The sequence below is a fragment of the Virgibacillus halodenitrificans JCM 12304 genome, from assembly GCF_001310895.1.
GTDB lineage: Bacteria > Bacillota > Bacilli > Bacillales > Amphibacillaceae > Virgibacillus_Q > Virgibacillus_Q halodenitrificans.
The window spans coordinates 60,059-76,648 of sequence record NZ_BAZS01000009.1 but is presented as its reverse complement, the minus strand read 5'-3'; the positions used below and the strand labels follow the sequence as shown (position 1 = coordinate 76,648).

General features: G+C 38.7%; 15 protein-coding genes. 3 read left to right on the top strand and 12 right to left on the bottom strand.

Annotated elements, in window-relative coordinates; all coding sequences use genetic code 11:
• Positions 1-32: 32 nt before the first annotated feature.
• From JCM12304_RS07065 to JCM12304_RS07055, 3 genes are all read right to left on the bottom strand, one after another.
• A complete protein-coding gene (locus JCM12304_RS07065; protein ID WP_060679342.1) occupies positions 33-761 on the bottom strand; it encodes an anti-sigma factor in 729 nt (242 codons plus the stop codon).
• Positions 761-1,315 (bottom strand): RNA polymerase sigma factor, encoded by a 555-nt coding sequence (locus tag JCM12304_RS07060; protein ID WP_060679395.1) that lies wholly within the window; start codon positions 1,313-1,315, stop codon positions 761-763. The genes JCM12304_RS07065 and JCM12304_RS07060 overlap by 1 nt, the downstream gene beginning before the upstream one ends.
• A 126-nt stretch (positions 1,316-1,441) precedes the next feature.
• Positions 1,442-1,957 (bottom strand): hypothetical protein, encoded by a 516-nt coding sequence (locus JCM12304_RS07055; RefSeq protein ID WP_060679340.1) that lies wholly within the window; start codon positions 1,955-1,957, stop codon positions 1,442-1,444.
• A gap of 202 nt (positions 1,958-2,159) precedes the next feature.
• Here JCM12304_RS07055 and JCM12304_RS07050 point away from each other — a divergent pair, with 202 nt between their 5' ends.
• A complete protein-coding gene (locus JCM12304_RS07050) occupies positions 2,160-2,369 on the top strand; it encodes a hypothetical protein (protein ID WP_060679338.1) in 210 nt (69 codons plus the stop codon).
• A gap of 101 nt (positions 2,370-2,470) precedes the next feature.
• Here JCM12304_RS07050 and JCM12304_RS07045 read toward each other — a convergent pair whose 3' ends face one another.
• Genes JCM12304_RS07045 through JCM12304_RS07035 form a run of 3 tightly spaced genes read right to left on the bottom strand, consistent with a single transcriptional unit; the run spans position 2,471 to position 5,395 of the window.
• Positions 2,471-3,301, bottom strand: coding sequence for an ABC transporter ATP-binding protein (locus tag JCM12304_RS07045; RefSeq protein WP_060679336.1), 831 nt, complete (start codon positions 3,299-3,301; stop codon positions 2,471-2,473).
• Between the two features lie 46 nt (positions 3,302-3,347).
• Complete coding sequence (locus tag JCM12304_RS07040) at positions 3,348-4,400, bottom strand: FecCD family ABC transporter permease (RefSeq protein ID WP_019377435.1); 1,053 nt, start codon at positions 4,398-4,400, stop codon at positions 3,348-3,350.
• A complete protein-coding gene (locus JCM12304_RS07035) occupies positions 4,397-5,395 on the bottom strand; it encodes a FecCD family ABC transporter permease (RefSeq protein ID WP_060679334.1) in 999 nt (332 codons plus the stop codon). Before JCM12304_RS07035 ends, JCM12304_RS07040 begins: the two co-directional genes overlap by 4 nt.
• 204 nt (positions 5,396-5,599) lie before the next feature.
• Between JCM12304_RS07035 and JCM12304_RS07030 the strand changes: the two genes are divergently transcribed.
• Both JCM12304_RS07030 and JCM12304_RS07025 read left to right on the top strand, forming a co-directional pair.
• Positions 5,600-6,580: an ABC transporter substrate-binding protein gene (locus JCM12304_RS07030; protein WP_060679332.1), complete on the top strand. Its 981-nt coding sequence runs from the start codon at positions 5,600-5,602 to the stop codon at positions 6,578-6,580.
• Between the two features lie 303 nt (positions 6,581-6,883).
• The gene (locus JCM12304_RS07025) at positions 6,884-7,231 is read left to right on the top strand and encodes a SpoIIAA family protein (protein WP_019377438.1); all 348 of its coding nucleotides are present in this window, start codon (positions 6,884-6,886) and stop codon (positions 7,229-7,231) included.
• Between the two features lie 438 nt (positions 7,232-7,669).
• Here JCM12304_RS07025 and sipW read toward each other — a convergent pair whose 3' ends face one another.
• The 6 genes from sipW to JCM12304_RS06995 form a co-directional block, all read right to left on the bottom strand.
• On the bottom strand, positions 7,670-8,242 hold the full coding sequence (gene sipW / locus JCM12304_RS07020) for a signal peptidase I SipW (protein WP_060679331.1): 573 nt from the start codon (positions 8,240-8,242) through the stop codon (positions 7,670-7,672).
• The gene (gene tapA / locus JCM12304_RS07015; RefSeq protein ID WP_060679329.1) at positions 8,226-9,086 is read right to left on the bottom strand and encodes an amyloid fiber anchoring/assembly protein TapA; all 861 of its coding nucleotides are present in this window, start codon (positions 9,084-9,086) and stop codon (positions 8,226-8,228) included. The genes sipW and tapA overlap by 17 nt, the downstream gene beginning before the upstream one ends.
• 132 nt (positions 9,087-9,218) lie before the next feature.
• Positions 9,219-9,815: a TasA family protein gene (locus JCM12304_RS07010; protein WP_060679327.1), complete on the bottom strand. Its 597-nt coding sequence runs from the start codon at positions 9,813-9,815 to the stop codon at positions 9,219-9,221.
• Positions 9,816-10,021: 206 nt separating this feature from the next.
• Entirely contained in the window at positions 10,022-12,769 is a 2,748-nt protein-coding gene (locus JCM12304_RS07005; RefSeq protein ID WP_060679325.1) for a family 20 glycosylhydrolase, read from the bottom strand.
• 47 nt (positions 12,770-12,816) lie between these two features.
• Positions 12,817-13,065, bottom strand: coding sequence for an FIMAH domain-containing protein (locus JCM12304_RS19975; protein WP_060679323.1), 249 nt, complete (start codon positions 13,063-13,065; stop codon positions 12,817-12,819).
• A gap of 14 nt (positions 13,066-13,079) precedes the next feature.
• The gene (locus JCM12304_RS06995) at positions 13,080-16,544 is read right to left on the bottom strand and encodes a glycoside hydrolase family 84 protein (protein WP_060679321.1); all 3,465 of its coding nucleotides are present in this window, start codon (positions 16,542-16,544) and stop codon (positions 13,080-13,082) included.
• Between the last annotated feature and the right edge of the window lie 46 nt (positions 16,545-16,590).

Here is a 16,590-nt window from a genome sequence, read left to right as displayed (position 1 = left end):
GATTTTGTATTGGCAACGAAGCGTTATCTCTATTATGATCCCATTACTTTTTGTCCTTCCGGCTGTGTATTATCTAACGCTGGTTCCCGAGTAATACCAATTTGATCAAAGTCTTCGTCAGCGGGTAGTGTATAGGTTAGAATTCCGGCTCCTGAATCATCTGTGTTAAAAATGCCGGCATTTACACGTTCTCCGTCCTTTAACAACCAAACCTGATAGGTATGTGAGCCTGCTAATTTAGGCAAACCATCTACCTGCACGACCAATTTCTTTGAATTATCCTGCTGAACAACATAGGCATAACCGTCTGCCCCTTGCAGCTCGTCATTAGAAGATTTCAGATTTACAGATGCCATAATCTCAGCCTGCTGGTTACCTGCCATTTGCTCCACGTTTCCTGATTGTCCATTTATAAACATTAAAATAGCTGTTGCTAAAACCAATGTAAAAACAAGACTTGCTGATAATGGAGTAAATTGATTTCTCAACAGAATTCCCCAATCCCTGATTTTATCTTTAAAATTTCTATTTTCCTCTTCTTTCTTGTCGTTAAAAACAAAATCAAAGACGTCGGCCTTGAGCGACTCTGGTACTTGCTGTTCTTCAAAATCAAACTGTAATGCTTCCCATGAATCAATCAGCTCTGCATACTCTCTCCTGCAAGCATCGCACTTCTTCATATGTGCTTCGAAGCTCTCTCTATCTTCCTCCTTAAGTGTATCTGCCATATAAGAAAGTAGGTGTTCACATTTCCTTTCCATTATGAACCCTCCAGTTCTAAATATTTCTTTAATTGTTTAAGTGATTGATGAAGCCTGCTTTTGATGGTTCCCACTGGTGTGTTTTCCATCTCAGCTATTTCCGTTAGCGAATATCCCCGCCAATAGAGCAAGTCAATTAATCTCCTTTGCCTTGCGGATAAGTTACTTTTCGCTTTAGCTATCTCTGCTTCTAGTAGTGTACCCTCTATTTGATCTTCCGGATCTGCCACATCCTTCGTTCGGTCAGTATCAACATATTGATTTGGATATGCATGCTTTTTCTCTTTTCTGATATGATCGATACACACACTTCGAACAACTGTCAGCAACCAATTTACAAACTCGCCTTTAGAGGGATCATAATTACTTTTTGTAGTCCAAAGTCGCAAAAAGGTAAGCTGAACCATTTCTTTGGCAGCTTCCTCATTTCCATTACAGAATTTATAAACAAAACTATAAATTAATTTAATGTATCGTTCGTATATTTCTTCCAATGCAGGACGATGTCGTTGTTTTATTAAAACGATCAGTTCAGCATCCGTTCGGTCTTTCACAGATATCACACTCTCCTCCCCCATCACATTTTCGAACTATTTCTATTATTCCTGTATTATACTAGCTGAAGAGAAGAAAAGGAACCATCACATAGTGACCGTTCCTTTTAGCGCTTATTGTATAGTTTACTTCTTAAATGTTGTATCACTGTTTACAATATACCAGACATCCTTAACACCTTGACCATTTACATCGCCTTTTTCCTTATCTTTTACAAAATAATAAAGAGGATAGCCTTTATACGTCACTTGTTCCTCACCAGTATCTTCCCGCATTATCGTACCAAAATCATCTTTACTAAATCCCTCAGGCACCTCGAAATCCTGAGTTGTGAACGCAGGCCAATTCTCCAGACACTTGTCACTACAATTACTTTTACCTTCCTCATCTTTGGTGAAATAATACAGTGTCATCCCATCTGAATCTGCCAAATATTTTCCTACGTCGTCATTTTCCAAAAGTTGTAGGCTACTTGTATCTGTATCAGCCTCACTACTTGTGCCTTCACTTGTATCTTCACTAGTCGCTGAAGTTTCCGTGTCATTGCTCTTATCCTGGGATTCCTCTTCCGCGTCATTACCACATGCACTCAGCATGAGGACAGTAATCATCATTGCCACAAAAAATATCCACTTCTTCATTTTATTCCCTCCTAATAATTTATTCTCATTTAAGGTAACGGAGGTAATCGTTAAACGGTTTGAATAAATTTTTAAAAATTTTTATTAGTATTGTAGGAAAGGGGTTAGTGCGCAATAAGTACAATGTCAGCTTCTCAAAAACTTTATTTTACAGAAAAATATGATAATTTATGCTATACTTATGACAAGGAGGTGATCTTGATTGGCTGCTTTTTCTGACCGGGATGATCAATTGGAGGTTGACCGAATGATTAACGAAGGGTTAGGTGGCGGTTTTATTATCCATGATTATGATGTAAAAAGGCTGGAAGTTTATCCACGGGACACTTCATTAACTAAAAATTCCCCACAATTTCAAGATAGAGCACAAGTGATATTCCCTGCTGGCAACGAACTAATGGAGTCCCTGTAAACGAGGCTCTCCTCTCTCATTTATCGAAAGGTTATGAAAAGGCTACTCCCAACCATATACAGGAGCAGCCTTTTTTCATTTCGAAAATTATTCTTATAAACCTAGTAAGAGTTTGCTTCGTTCACCTGCTGACGACCAGCTCTTAAATGCTTCCCTTTACTAAATGGGATACACATCGGTGTACCACAAAGCGGATCACAAGCTACATGGCATTGTAAGCCAAATACCGAATGAATCAAATCTGGTGTAATTATTGTATCCGGATCGCCCTGTTTGTATATTCTTTTATCATGAATAGCTACAATATTATCTGCATATCTGCAAGCTAAATTAATATCATGAAGAACCATCACAATCGTTCGTTCCTCTGATTGGTTTAAATCATAAAGCAGATCAAGAATCTCTATCTGGTGCGTCATATCCAGATAAGTCGTTGGCTCGTCGAGCAGAATTGTTTCCGTATCTTGTGCAAGTGTCATAGCGATCCACGCTCTTTGTCTTTGCCCACCTGATAAGGAGTCCACTTTCCGATCTGCAAATTCACTCATTCTAGTTACTTTCATTGCATTTACTACCGCTTCTTCATCTTTTTCAGACCATTGCTGCAACCAATTTTGATATGGATACCTCCCTTGCTTTACCAGCTGTAATACTGTTAATCCTTCTGGTGCTACCGGCGACTGAGGAAGAATAGCCAGCTTTCTTGCAATTTTTTTCGTAGAGGTATGAGCAATATCGTTACCGTCTAAGACAATGGATCCGCTCTTGGGCTTTAAAAGACGAGCTAATGAACGGAGTAATGTAGATTTTCCACTTCCATTACTTCCTATAAAAACGGTTATTTTGCCTTTAGGAATAGACAGGTCCAATTGATCGATAATATTTTCTTCACCATAGCCTAATGTTAGTGATTTTGTTGAAATTGCATGCATCCTACATTCCCCTTTCCATCTAGGCCGTCCTTTTAATCTGTACGATTTACTTATTCCTGCTTTTAAACAATAAATATATAAAATAAGGAGCACCGATTGCTGAGGTGAATACACCGACTGGAACTTCAAGTGGAGCAAATGCCGTTCGTGCAATTAAGTCTGCAACAAGTACGATCGTCCCTCCAAGTAATGCAGATACTGGCAATAGTACCCCATACGAGGAACCCACCAGCCGTCTAGCCATATGTGGTGCCATTAAACCGACAAATCCAACTCCTCCAGCAAACGCAACAGCTCCACCAGCAAGTGCTGTACTTAACAATAGTAGGATAAAACGATCTTTTTGAACAAAACCTCCAGCATTCGTCACTAACTCTTCTCCTAAATCATGCATGTTTAACCTTCTTGAATAAACAAATAAAATAAAGGTTAAGAATAGGATCCAAGGTGCAAGTGTAGCAACTTCTGTCCAATTTGTACCATTTACACTACCAGTAATCCAAATATTTGCCCGGGATGCTGTGAAAATTGGTCCTAATAACATCATCATCGTAGTGAGCGCCTGCACGGCCGCTGAGACCCCTACACCAATTAGCACTAGACGAATGGGAGCAATTCCACCATTTTTCCACGCCAAAAAGTATACAAGAAAGCCAATTACGACTGCTCCAATAAAGGAAGCTAATGGGAGCCAGTGAATACTCAATGTTAATGTATTACTTCGATCACTATATAAAGCGAGAAAAGCCACCGTTGTAAATGATGCTCCACCAGTTATTCCAATAATATCAGGTGAGGCCAACGGATTACGGATAATTCCTTGCAATATGGCACCAGACATGGCCAATGCAGCACCCGCCAGTATAGACAAAAGAATCCTCGGCATTCGAAAAGACTGGACTACCAAGTTTTCCATATCTGTACTCGCACTAAATATTGCTTTTACCACATGAATTGGAGAGATTTTCATTTGCCCAATTCCTAAGCTGACAATCATTAGAAGTATGATTAATAGCGTTAATCCAACTGTTGTAATAAAGGATCTTTTATTAATTAAAAAAGATAATTTGCCTAATCTGAAGGATACGTTTTTCTTCATTCGTTTATTCCCCTCCTAGCAATGTAGATAAAAAAGGGAACTCCGATAAACGCAGTCATAACACCTACTGGAACTTCAGCTGGCATAATGATATACCTTGCTGCAATGTCTGCCATAAGCAATAACATGGCACCAAGCAATCCGCTATATGGTATAATCCAGCGATAGTCTATACCAACAAACCATCTTGAAATATGTGGAATGACAATCCCGATAAAACCAATGGGACCTGCGATAGCTACAGACCCACCCGCTAATAAAACAACGATTATTGCACCTACTATTTTAATAAGTAAGGTTTTTTGCCCCAAGCCCTTCGCTATATCTTCTCCCATTGTCAATACATTCATTTGTTTTCCAATAAAAATAGAAGCTAACCAACCTAAAATGAGATACGGAAGGACCCCTATCAAGACGTCTAAGTCCCTTCCCTGTACAGAGCCTGCCAGCCAAAAAAGCACCTGGTCTAGAGCACTTTCATTCAAGGTTAAAATTCCTTGGGTCAGGGAAGAAAATAATGCAGCAATTGCTGCACCTGCTAAAGTAATTTTAATTGGTGTTATTCCATCCCTTCCCATCGAACCTAGAACATAGACAATAATTGAAGAAACAGCAGCCCCTGCAAATGCCAGCCAGGTAAAGCTTCCGGAAGAGGTAAATCCTAAAAAGCTGATTCCCACAACAACTAGAAAGCTTGCCCCGGCGTTCACTCCAAACAAACTCGGGGATGCCAACGGATTATTCGTCAACCCTTGCATAATTGCTCCGGCTATGGCAAGACTACCACCAACGGCAGCTGCAATTAATGCCCGGGGAATTCTTGCTTGTTGTATAATAATGTGTTCATTCGAACCATCAAAATGATAAATAGAATTAACTAACGTTTGAGTTGTCACTTTTGTGAGTCCAAAAATCGTGCTTGCCCACATTAGAAAGACAACCAATAATACACCTATAGTTAATACTATGATTTTATTTGCGTTACTTTTTATCATTGTTGTATACCTTTCTCAACTAAAACTGTTACGTACACATCTAACCATTTTCAGTTTAAAATAATTGAGAATCATTGTCAATGAACTTAAAATTTATTTTCAATTAATTTCATAAATTTTATTGACAAGCCAGACAATACAGCTTATATTAACTACAGCAAATGAAAATCATTCTCAATTCAATTTACATAGGAGGAATCCATTTTGTTAAAAAAATCATTATTTTATATTGCACTCTCACTTATCTTTCTTCTAGCAGCATGTGGCGCGGGTGATTCTGACAAAAAAGAAGGAAGCACAGATAAATCCGGAGATAACAAGACGGAAGAAGCAGCTGGAGAAAGCTATAAAATTGAACATGCCATGGGAACAGCAACTATTGAAGGAAAGCCAGAGCGAATTGTCATGCTTACTAATCACGGTACAGAGGCATTATTATCTTTAGGAATAAAGCCAGTTGGAGCAGTTCAATCCTGGACAGGGGATCAGTGGTATAAGCATATCGCTGATCAAATGGAAGGTGTAGAAGTTGTTGGAACAGAAAGTGATATTAATCTGGAAGCAATTGCAGCACTAGAGCCTGATTTGATTATTGGTAATAAAATGAGACAGGAAGAACAGTACCAAGCATTATCAGATATTGCCCCAACCGTATTCGAAGAAACACTTCGTGGAGACTGGAAAGTAAACTTCGAACTAATAGCGGAGGCAGTTGGGAAAGAAGAAAAAGGACAAGAAGTATTGGATGATTACAATAACCGTATTAAAACCCTGCAAGAGGATTTAGGCGACAAAATTAATACCAAAGTATCTATGGTTCGTTTCATGCCAAGTGATGTCCGTATCTACCATAAAGATTCTTTCTCAGGAGTAATTCTCGAGGAAATCGGTTTGGATCGCCCTGAAGCACAGGATGTAGATGATTTCGCTGCAAAAGGAGTAACGAAAGAAAGAATTGATGAAATGGACGGGGACGTTATTTTCTACTTCACATATGAACCGGAAGAAGGAGAAGGACAGCAAGTAGAAGATGAATGGGTAAATGATCCATTATGGAAAAACCTAAGTGCTGTAAAAGCAGGTAAAGCATATGAAGTGAGTGATACAATATGGAACACTGCTGGTGGAGTTATCGCAGCTAATCTCATGTTAGATGATGTAGAAGAGAAACTAGTAGACAAATAAGTGAAAAAAGGCTGACAAAAAGTGAAATTTTTGTCAGCCTTTTATAATTGTCCGTTTATTAATCAAGCTTATTCTTTTTTCTTTCAGATGGTTCTCAATAGTTTTTCGCTTAATTATGAGTCTAAAGACAAAGTCATCTTCTTCTAATAACATTCAACTATCCAATTTGTATGAAAGAAGCTTGAAAAAGCTATCCTATTATTAGATGAATTACACACATCTAAGATACAATTGTCAAATTACGTTTCATTCCCTCCTTGGAAAGGAAAATAATATATAAAGCTACTCGAAAGGATGAATAACATGCTAAAACTTGATGGAGAAAAACAAGGTGAATTGTTGGAAGTAACGACAGAGGGAACAGCAACAGAGGATGATTTGCATTTATTTAAAGAAGCATTAAAGGCGAAAAAGCTGCAAGAGGAACCACTCAACATTTTATTTATTTTTAAAAACATTGAGGGTAATACACCAAAAGCATTATGGGAAGCATTTAAGGTTGTTGTTCATTTAAAGAGCATCAAGAAGAGTGCAATTGTTGCAGATGATACATTTATGAGCTTAGATCAAAATAAAGTCATTCCTGGTGTAGAAATCGAACGCTTTTCATTGGAAGAGGTTGATGAAGCAAGAAAATGGCTTCGAAAATAAGCGACTACTTGAATTTACAGTAAAAAAGAATCGGTCAAAGCAAACCGATTCTTTTTTCATTTTTTATTTTCAAAAGGTGGGAACAAAAGATACGCGAATCAGATTAAGACCAATTAATATACATAAATTGTAAATTATGAAGGCTTCTTCAGCAGTCCACTATCGTAGCATTACGAGCTTCCATATCAAACGTCGACATATCCCTCAACCTTCGACACTATTTCCTAATTTATTTCCCAGGAAATATTTAGGCAGTATTTGTCGTTTCCCGACTCCTACGTAGTGGTTTAGTAATAGGGTATCACGTAATAAGTCTTTTAATGCAATTGATAAAATTCATTCACGAAGTTAATTTATATAAAAAAGCTCCTGAAAAATTTCACAGGAGCGGGTAGAAAGTCTTCTTTTCAGTTGCAAATTATTCCTTTACAGTATTTTCTATGCTTCCATTTTATTTGATGATTTCGAGTCTATTTCTTTTAATGCTCTCCAGATTGTTATACCTGAATAACAAAGTAGTAAAAACCCAGGAATAAGAAGCAACAATGCGCCATTTTTTGATTGGGCAAAATTAATAAAATAACCTACATATGGAATAGTAAAGCCAGTGTATGTGGCTACAACATTTTCCGAAGGGACTGGCTTTAAATCAGGACCATCATTGTTATCGCCCTTTGTTCGGTAACTCACTCCACTTTCATTTTTCACAACTTCAATAATACGGTGTGTAACGAGCATGTTTTCATCTTTTTTAAATGTGATGACATCGCCTTTGGTTAACCCGTTCGCATCCTTGATCGATTCAACTGCAATAAGTGAACCTGTTTTAATGTCGGGTTCCATTGATCCGGAAAGAACAGTTTTGAATTGATAGCCAAACACTTGAGGCTCTCCACCAGATGCCTTGGCAGAAATGACTACAAGCATGAAAGCAATTAGTACAGCAAATAAAATTCCTGTGGAGAGGCTATTTAACCATCTGCCTATCTTCTTTTTAGTTTGCCGGCTCATTTTTTTGCTCCTTTCCTGTATCTTCATTTGCTCCTTTTTTTGTCTCTTCATCCGCTAAAGACGCAGCTTGATCTTGCTCCTTCGATTCGCTTTCTTGCTGTGCACCATCAGTTGCTTTTTTCTCCTGCAGTTTTGCTTGAGCATCTGTTGTTTGCTTACTCTTTGTTGTTTCTTTCGCCTCAGTCTCTGCTTTCTTATCCTTTAACTCTTCTTGCTCATAGGAGGCTTGATTTTGATTACTCTCTGACTCGTCTGCTTGCTTCGGTTCGTCTTCCTTTACTTGGTTAGAGGAGGTTTCCTCTGAAGCTTTAACATCGTCCTCTGTTGGCTGTGCCTCGGGCTCTTCACAAGTTACAACAATCTCTTCACTCCAGATTTCCTGGTGTTTTTCATCTGGAAATCCTTCTCGTTGCAGAACAGAAAATTGGTAGGTTCCTTCTTTCACATTTTCATAGTCCAACACTTTATTTCCAGTTTCTTCTAACTCCGCAATTGTTCCGCTTTTTATTATCTCACCTGTTTTGGGATCGCCAGTTTCTGCAAAATAAATTTTATATGTTGTACTTCCAAGCATCTTGGCACCTACGTTTTGCAATGTCACAGAAATTGTTTTACCTGGACATGTCCCTGATTGGTCTTGCTCACCAGTAAAAGCAAGCTTACTACCGTCCCACCACGTTCCAGCTTGGATCACTTGCTCCTCTTTTTCCTTGTCATTGAAATAGGCTCCAGTATTGGAAGTTAAATAACCGATGGTAAATAAAAGCACATACATGCTTACTACTAGTTTTGATGCTATTACTAACTTTTTTCTACCCGCTTTCTTCCCTCGCTCGTTAAACATTTCTCTACCTCCTAGCTTAGGTGATTACTTTCGGAAGCTTGCGAAACAAACTCAAAATGCTCATTTTCTATAAAACATTTAGATTGGCTTATCGCTCACCATAATTGTTGTTCATCTAATTATCTTCTATTGTTACTCAGCAATCCCTTCAAACGTCCATGTCAGCTCCAGCTTATCTCCTTGAAATTCATTCTGTTTTTGATTGTTGTCGACAAACTCAAATTGAACGAATAGCTTATCTGTATCACCCGCTTCTATCCCACCACGTTCTTCAAAATACGGAATAAAAAGCTTGTTGTTGACCGCATCTGGTGTCATTTTTTGTAAATCATAAAGTGTTGTTTTATAGATGATATTATCTGGGGGCCACTTCCTACTAAGCGCCTTATCCTCATTCCACATGAAGTTCACCCGGATGTGTTTCCCAAAATCTTCTATATTATTATGATTTGCATCTTCAATTGTATAAGTTGTATCTAATAACACATTTTTTATATTCGTGTTTCCATCATTACTTAGTTTAAAGGAACGCGTCATCTTATCTCCCGGCTTCAACTGATCCACCTGGATGATCGTATTTGTGCTCGTATTCAAATCTATCTTATTCTCCTCCGAAATTTTGTCAGGATTTTCAGAATGAAAGAAATAAGCGTAAGTTGGTGCTCCTACCAGGGATAAACCTAAAATAGCTGTTGCGGTTCCAAAGATTAATTTACTTTTTATACTCATTTTATCCCCCCTCCCTGTCAATAAGTCTTGATAAGTCTGTCAAAAGAGTTACACGTACTAGTAACGTATAACTACCATCAACTGGTAGGTATATTCTTCTATATAACTATGGATATGTAAGGCTGTGAAGCAAGCTCGGATTATTTAATCTAAATGAGAAGCATAATTATAAACATTAAACCGAGCTCGCCATGCCCCTGCTCACATTAATTCATCTGCCACTTAATTTGAAGTTCAATTGCAGCAGCTTTTAGTTTCTCATAAACCTCATCGGTAAGATCGCCTTCTTCAAGCAGTTTCTTATTCAATTTCAGAAAACCTTCTACGTGCTTTAATACCTTATCAGTACGTTGTTGATCGGCATAACGGCTAACTGTTGTCATGTGCATAGTTAATTTTCTAGCTGTCTGATTCGTTATTTCACTTCTATCCTGCAGCTGTTCAATCCACTTAATCATTCCCGAAGCAGTAACAGGCTGGTATACCTCGAATTCATACAAAGAAAATCCCCAATCAATTGCTCGTTCTGTGCCTTTCATACGCACATATCGTGCATTTTCTTCTGGAAAGTGTATAATATCTTTCCCACCGTCACCGTTTTCAGTGCTGTAGACATCTTTCCAGGATTCGGCATCATTAGAAACTTGAATTTTATACCCTTTGCCATATGCATTCTCCCAATTCAACACAACTTTATTGATAGGTTGTTTGTCTAATAGATCCACATATATCCATTCTTCGTCCGTATAACCGGATGCCCAGCGTGTTGTATCATTCTCGTCTACTGCAAGATTGGGTGTAAACGCTTCTGTCTCATTTGAAGAAGCTGTAGCCTTTTTGCCAGCGGCAATATTAATTGTCCATGCTGGTGCATTTGATACCTCTGCTATTTCACTTGTAGAAAGGTAACGATTATAGATTTGCAGTTCATCTAACACACCAGTAAAGGAATTTGTTTTACTTCCAATTGTTTGTACTGGCAGTAATGTGTTATCAGCTAGCGTATCCTTCAACTCCCCATCGATGAATAAAGAAGTTCCTTTTAAATCCCCTCGAAACGCAACATGTACCCATCTTCCAGTTGGAACTGCTGTATTAAAACTGAAATCGAATCCTTCCCTTGTAAATCCAGCATTACCAGTTTCTTTCTGTTTAAGTTTTAAACTACTATAACTGGATTCCATTAAAACTGCTTCTGGTTCTTTTGTATCCTCTAACTTCACCCAAGCCGAAACAGTCCATGGAAAACCTTTTGTGTCTACTTCTGTTGTTACATGATCCGTTTTCTCTGAAAATAATAATGCGTTACCTTGCTTTCCTTCTTTGATGAGTTTCGCACCTTGTATCTCTCCATCATAATTATTTCCTGAATGGTCAATAACCTTCTCCTCATCAAATGGATAGTCAATCAATTTATCTGTCTTACTTTTCACGTTATAATCAAGATTTGTTCCTGGTGCCACCCCAATTTCACTCGTTAGCTCTTGAAATTGAGAAAAGGTTGTTTCATCTGAATGACCACGCCACATTTTTTCAGCTAATGTTGGCATAGCTTTGCTAATCCGATCGTGTGCATCAGAGATACTTACTTTTTTACCAAGCATGTCATTCCATAGTGCGAACATACCACCAAGTACCTGTTCATTATTCTCTTCTAATGCAATTCCACCACTAAAAATGGTAGGCTCCCAATTGTTATAAAGCCACTTTGTGTCAAGATAATCATGATAGTACCCTGCTTTCGGCACAATATAGAGCAAGCCATCATCAGAATTAATAATATTATATCCACTGTTTACGGCTTCGTTTGGATTGTACCAACCAACATTCCAAATATTAAAGGTCACATCTTTATCAACAACCACATCCCCTTTATAGTATGATAAACCACCCCACGCACGAACTTTCTTATTATTACTTTTAGCCTGATCATTTAGTGTATTAATGAAATTACGATAGACATTGCTCATTTCTTTGTCATTTCGGTAAAATTCGTCTGCACCGATATGAACCGTTTCTGTGCTGAACAAATCATAATATTCATCCCACACAGACTTAATAAAATCCACGGTCTCCTGGCGCGTAATATCTAAATGATCTACCGGTAGATCCGGATGTACCAGATCTGGTCGCAGTTTCGTTAATGCCAGTGAGTGACTCGGAGTATCAAATTCTGGTGTGATCGTTAAACCATTCACTTCAGCTAAATCCTGTAGTTCCCTGAATTCCGCTTTGCTATAATGACCATCCTCTGCAGTCAATTTCGGGTAGGTGTCACTTTCCATTCGAAATGCAGAATATTTATCCCAATGGCTACGGTCGTTATCTTTAAAAATTGCATTATCATTTAAATGAAGTTGAAAATCATTCATCTTATACCATGCCATCACTTTTGCATAATCTTTTAAGAACTCCATCGGGAAATACTTTCGACCAACATCAAGCATAAATCCCCTTTCGCCATATTTCGGATAATCTTTGGCAGTACCATTAGGAAGTTTCTTTTTTGTTGGGTCCTGAACGAGAATTTGTAGTGCTGTCCTTGTCCCGTAGAACACTCCAGTCTTTGTGTTAGCTCTTATCGTCACTGCATTCTCCACAACAAAATGATAACCCTCATCTCCAATTGTTTGATCTTTCTCCTCTGTTAGGGTGAGAAAGAAATCTCCTTCAGCAGGTGTTTTTGCTGTTTCAATTGGAAGAGTACTACCAGTCATTTCCTTTAAATCCTTTTGAAAGACATTAGCCGTATTCATTAATTTTCCTTTACCATCCAGATCAACGATAATACGTGAATCTTCATTTAAAGTGAAATATCCATTCGAACCAGTCCACTCCTGTAAACTCGGAATCACCTTAGGTTTTGTATTTGGTTCTTTGGCTTTTACTTCCTGTGATGGACGAAGAAAAACAATTAACAAGATGCAAAAAAGAAGTACAATCCATTTTTTCAATGTTATTCACCTCTCTATAAGAATGCGATTAAACTGGATTGAGCCATTTATTCATACTTCACAATCAATGCTTCTGTAGCCTTATTCAGCTCTTCATATGCCAGATCAATAATCTTTCCTTGCTGATGATAATAAGCAAGCAACTGCTTAAAACCTTGCAAATGTTTTACTAGTTTTCCTACATTCTCATCCTTTTCAAGTAGCTCTACAGTTGTTAAATGCGTATCCAGTTTCCGGACAGCTTCCTCATCCGTGATCTCTCCTGCTTCACCAAATTGCTTCACTAATGCTTTCAAATCAGCAACACTTTCTACAGCTGCTCCTCAGCCTTTTTCCTTACAGGGATAATTTCATGGATCTGTGGCTTCACAGCGCCAGACCATTCTATCTTTATTTCCAGTACATGCTCGTAACCAGAAGTGTCCAGCTCTGTTAGTGATTGAGACAGGCTGCCGACATTATGCCAACCATCCAAGTCTCTAATAAAAACTTCCGCATCCGAAATCGCCTGTGGACTTTGCAGAATCAGGAGCTCACCAACCTTCGTGTTCTCAGAAAGCTTGTAATTCAACTGGCCAGCCTGAGCGTCTCCTTCTGGTGTATAAAATGTAGCTAACTTGCCATCGATTACTTGGGCTGCTTCATTTCCGGGTGCACCTTTTGGCTCTGCTTGTACAGTAAGATTTTTTGTTCCCGGTTTTTCCATGCCTTCATTGACGATAATTTCATTCAACGCCAGCCATTTGCTGTTCTTCTCTGTCGATACAAGTCGGACAAATCTTGCCTCTTCATTGTCCACTTGCACCCGCTTGAGTCGGTATGGTGCTTCATGATCCGGGAAGTTTAAACTTCTGTCCCCTGGATTTTCAAACGTATGAATGGTTTTCCATGTTTCCCCATCCTTGGAAATCTGCAGGTCTCCCTGCCGGAAATAATCACCTTCACCGTCATCAATCACGACTGCAATATCTTTCACATGAATGAGTCCACCCATGTCGACTTGTACATACCTTCCTGCATCCTGACTGCCGTTAAACCAAACTTTACTATCCCAATCACCATCGTACAGATCAGGTGCCTTCCCTGTATACGTGCCTGGGTAGTTATGGGATACAACAGGTTCTGTAAATGTTTCTGTTTGGATAGTGAATTGCTCTAAATCGAAGGTAATTGCTTTATCTGTTTTATTAATCAACCGAACATACGCAGCATTTGGATAAGAATTTTCTTCAGCTATCTCCTGCCATTCGACGCCATTTCCAGAGACCTCAAGTGTTAACTTATCTGTTGTTCCTTGAAAATAAATTTCCTTAATCTGCTCAATAGTTTGTAGGGAGACACCAATATAGTCTGACGGTTTCAACGTAATTGCTGGAACATCCTGTATTTTTGTGAGGTTTTCCTCTGTTTTCACTTCTATCTCCTGTAATGCGGCAACATTTGTATATATCTGACTTGTCGCCTGTTTTCCATTAACACGAAAATCTCTAACTGCTGTCCATAAATCATCTTTGCCACCAGGGACGCCTGCATGTGTTAATCGATAACGGACATAGCGTGCTTCAATTTCTACATTATTCACCTCTACGTTATAGCCAGATTGTTCCTCACCAATCGCCTGCCAGCTTTCACCATCTGTAGAATACTCAAGGATTCCTCGATGAAAAATATCATGATCATTATTGTTTCTTCCTTGAACGATCTGAATATCTTTGACTGCCACCGTTTTTCCAAGATCCAGACCATACCAGTCCCCATTTTTCTGAAGAACCTTTACATATGCATACGTATCTGGATCTTCATCTACCATATTATCCAGATTTTGACCTTCATAAGAGGAGGTGGGAATATTGGCCATAGCTTCCGGATCTATCTCGAGATGGATGTCAGCATCTAATTGCTTAATCAGTTTATTAGCAAATGGAACAAGACGTTTCGCTCCAATTTCAGCTGGGACATCCTTGCCGTTATATTTCTCTATAGGAAATGTAGTCGACCTATCCATGGCATTGGCTGCTTTCCCCAATTCTTCCCAGGCGGTGTTTAAATCATCTCCTTGAAAAGCGATTGCCGATTGAACTGCATATTTATCTGCTTGAACGACTTCTTCCAAGCTGTTCAGCCATGGTTCTATTTCCTTTCGCATTTGCTCATTCGTGCTTTTTTCTCTAAAGCCAGTAATGGCATCCAAAATTTGATTAAATTCATCAATTAGCTGCTCTCCAATTACCTCAACGGGTTCCTCTTGTTGAAATTTACTCATAAATTCATCAAGCTCAACCTTTATATTTTCGGATTCCTCCAATACAACGCCTCGTCGATTTGGTGATGGATCACTTGCATGGTGTGCAATTGTTCTTAATTCTGACGCAGCATTCGGTGCAATATAATTAAAAGAATCCTCCCAGCTTTGCTTACTATTGTAATCATCGACATTCCATGCAAAGTCACCTACAGCAAAAATAGCTACCTTAGATAACTCAGCTTGTTCAAGTGGATTGGAAACAACTCCTGAAATATTATGTGTACCTTTTTCAAGAAAATGCTCTCCTTCTCCAAGCAATAACCTTGATCCTGCATACCCATTAACTGGCCAGTTCAACCATACAAACGGGTCCCGACCAATAAAATCCTTCACCCATTGCATATCAGGCTGATTTACAGTGCCAATGACATCGTCGCCTGTCCACATAATTTCTACATCTTTTGGCAGTGTGCTCATTGCTTCCAAATAAGGCTTTCCTGCCTCACCCGTCCATGCTTTATTGTAAAATGGCGGTGTGTAAATAAGTGGTTTTACATCACCTTTAGCCTCCACCCAATCAGCGATATCTTTAACGAGCTTCATATGTTTTTCTGTATCCTTTAATGATTGCGCAGTACTGATATCATCCATAAACAAACCGAATTGCCGTACACCTGCACCATATACCTGGTCCAGCTTTGCCAATAATGTTTCTAATTCCTGATCATAATTGTCCCAGTCAATCATGCTAAAACCAGGGTGAATCGCCCATATAAATTGTGTCTTCGTCTTATGTCCAACTTCGGCAAGCTCCTGAATCTTTGCAAGCTCCTCTTCCGGATACGGCTTCCTCCATTGGCTGTTATGATATTTTTCATCTTTCGGACCGTAGATGTAGGCATTCATTTTAATCTTGCCGCCAAACTCCATTAAACTGATCCGTGATTCATGTGACCAAGGAAAACCGTAAAATCCTTCGATAAATCCACGCCACTTGCTATCAGCATAATCCTCGTACTGCATTGCATGAATCTTCTTTCCAGAAATTTGATCCGTGATCATTTTCAATGTTTCCAAGCCGTAAAAAGCGGATTCTGTATCTTTTCCAAGAATGGCAATCGTACCATTCTCTTCTAAATCTGTAGCCATTGCTAACACGTACGGATCGATTTTTTCAAAAATAGTAGAATCATAGGCTATGTTTTCATTAAAATAATTGTCTACATATCCATTGGACCCCTTTGTACCAAGTAAAATATTCGTTTGACCAGGGACAATTTGGTTTGAAGTATTTACCTCAATCGATTTAGAGGAAAGAATCCCCTCTAAAAACTCCTTTGTCGGTGTATCAATCCCATCCTCTGCCACAAGGTTCACTTCATTTGTAAGTGTAAAATCTGTTCCTAAATCTTTTTCATTTTGAGGTATAGGGTAAATTTCATATTTTTCTTCTGCCTGACTTTCAGCTGCAGTGGAAAGTGGTAACAAAAGTAATAGAAGCATCAACAAATAAAAATACCGCTTTTTCAAAAGAACACATCCTCCTTTTGGATGGGAAATGCAGAGAAATATCTGC

Coding starts and splice junctions, on each gene's coding strand:
- sipW (WP_060679331.1), bottom strand. CDS start 8,242: ATGAGCCGGCAAACTAAAAAGAAGATAGGCAGATGGTTAAATAGCCTC.
- JCM12304_RS07065 (WP_060679342.1), bottom strand. CDS start 761: ATGGAAAGGAAATGTGAACACCTACTTTCTTATATGGCAGATACACTT.
- JCM12304_RS07010 (WP_060679327.1), bottom strand. CDS start 9,815: ATGAGTATAAAAAGTAAATTAATCTTTGGAACCGCAACAGCTATTTTA.
- JCM12304_RS07045 (WP_060679336.1), bottom strand. CDS start 3,301: ATGCATGCAATTTCAACAAAATCACTAACATTAGGCTATGGTGAAGAA.
- JCM12304_RS07035 (WP_060679334.1), bottom strand. CDS start 5,395: ATGATAAAAAGTAACGCAAATAAAATCATAGTATTAACTATAGGTGTA.
- JCM12304_RS07040 (WP_019377435.1), bottom strand. CDS start 4,400: ATGAAGAAAAACGTATCCTTCAGATTAGGCAAATTATCTTTTTTAATT.
- JCM12304_RS07055 (WP_060679340.1), bottom strand. CDS start 1,957: ATGAAGAAGTGGATATTTTTTGTGGCAATGATGATTACTGTCCTCATG.
- tapA (WP_060679329.1), bottom strand. CDS start 9,086: ATGTTTAACGAGCGAGGGAAGAAAGCGGGTAGAAAAAAGTTAGTAATA.
- JCM12304_RS07025 (WP_019377438.1), top strand. CDS start 6,884: ATGCTAAAACTTGATGGAGAAAAACAAGGTGAATTGTTGGAAGTAACG.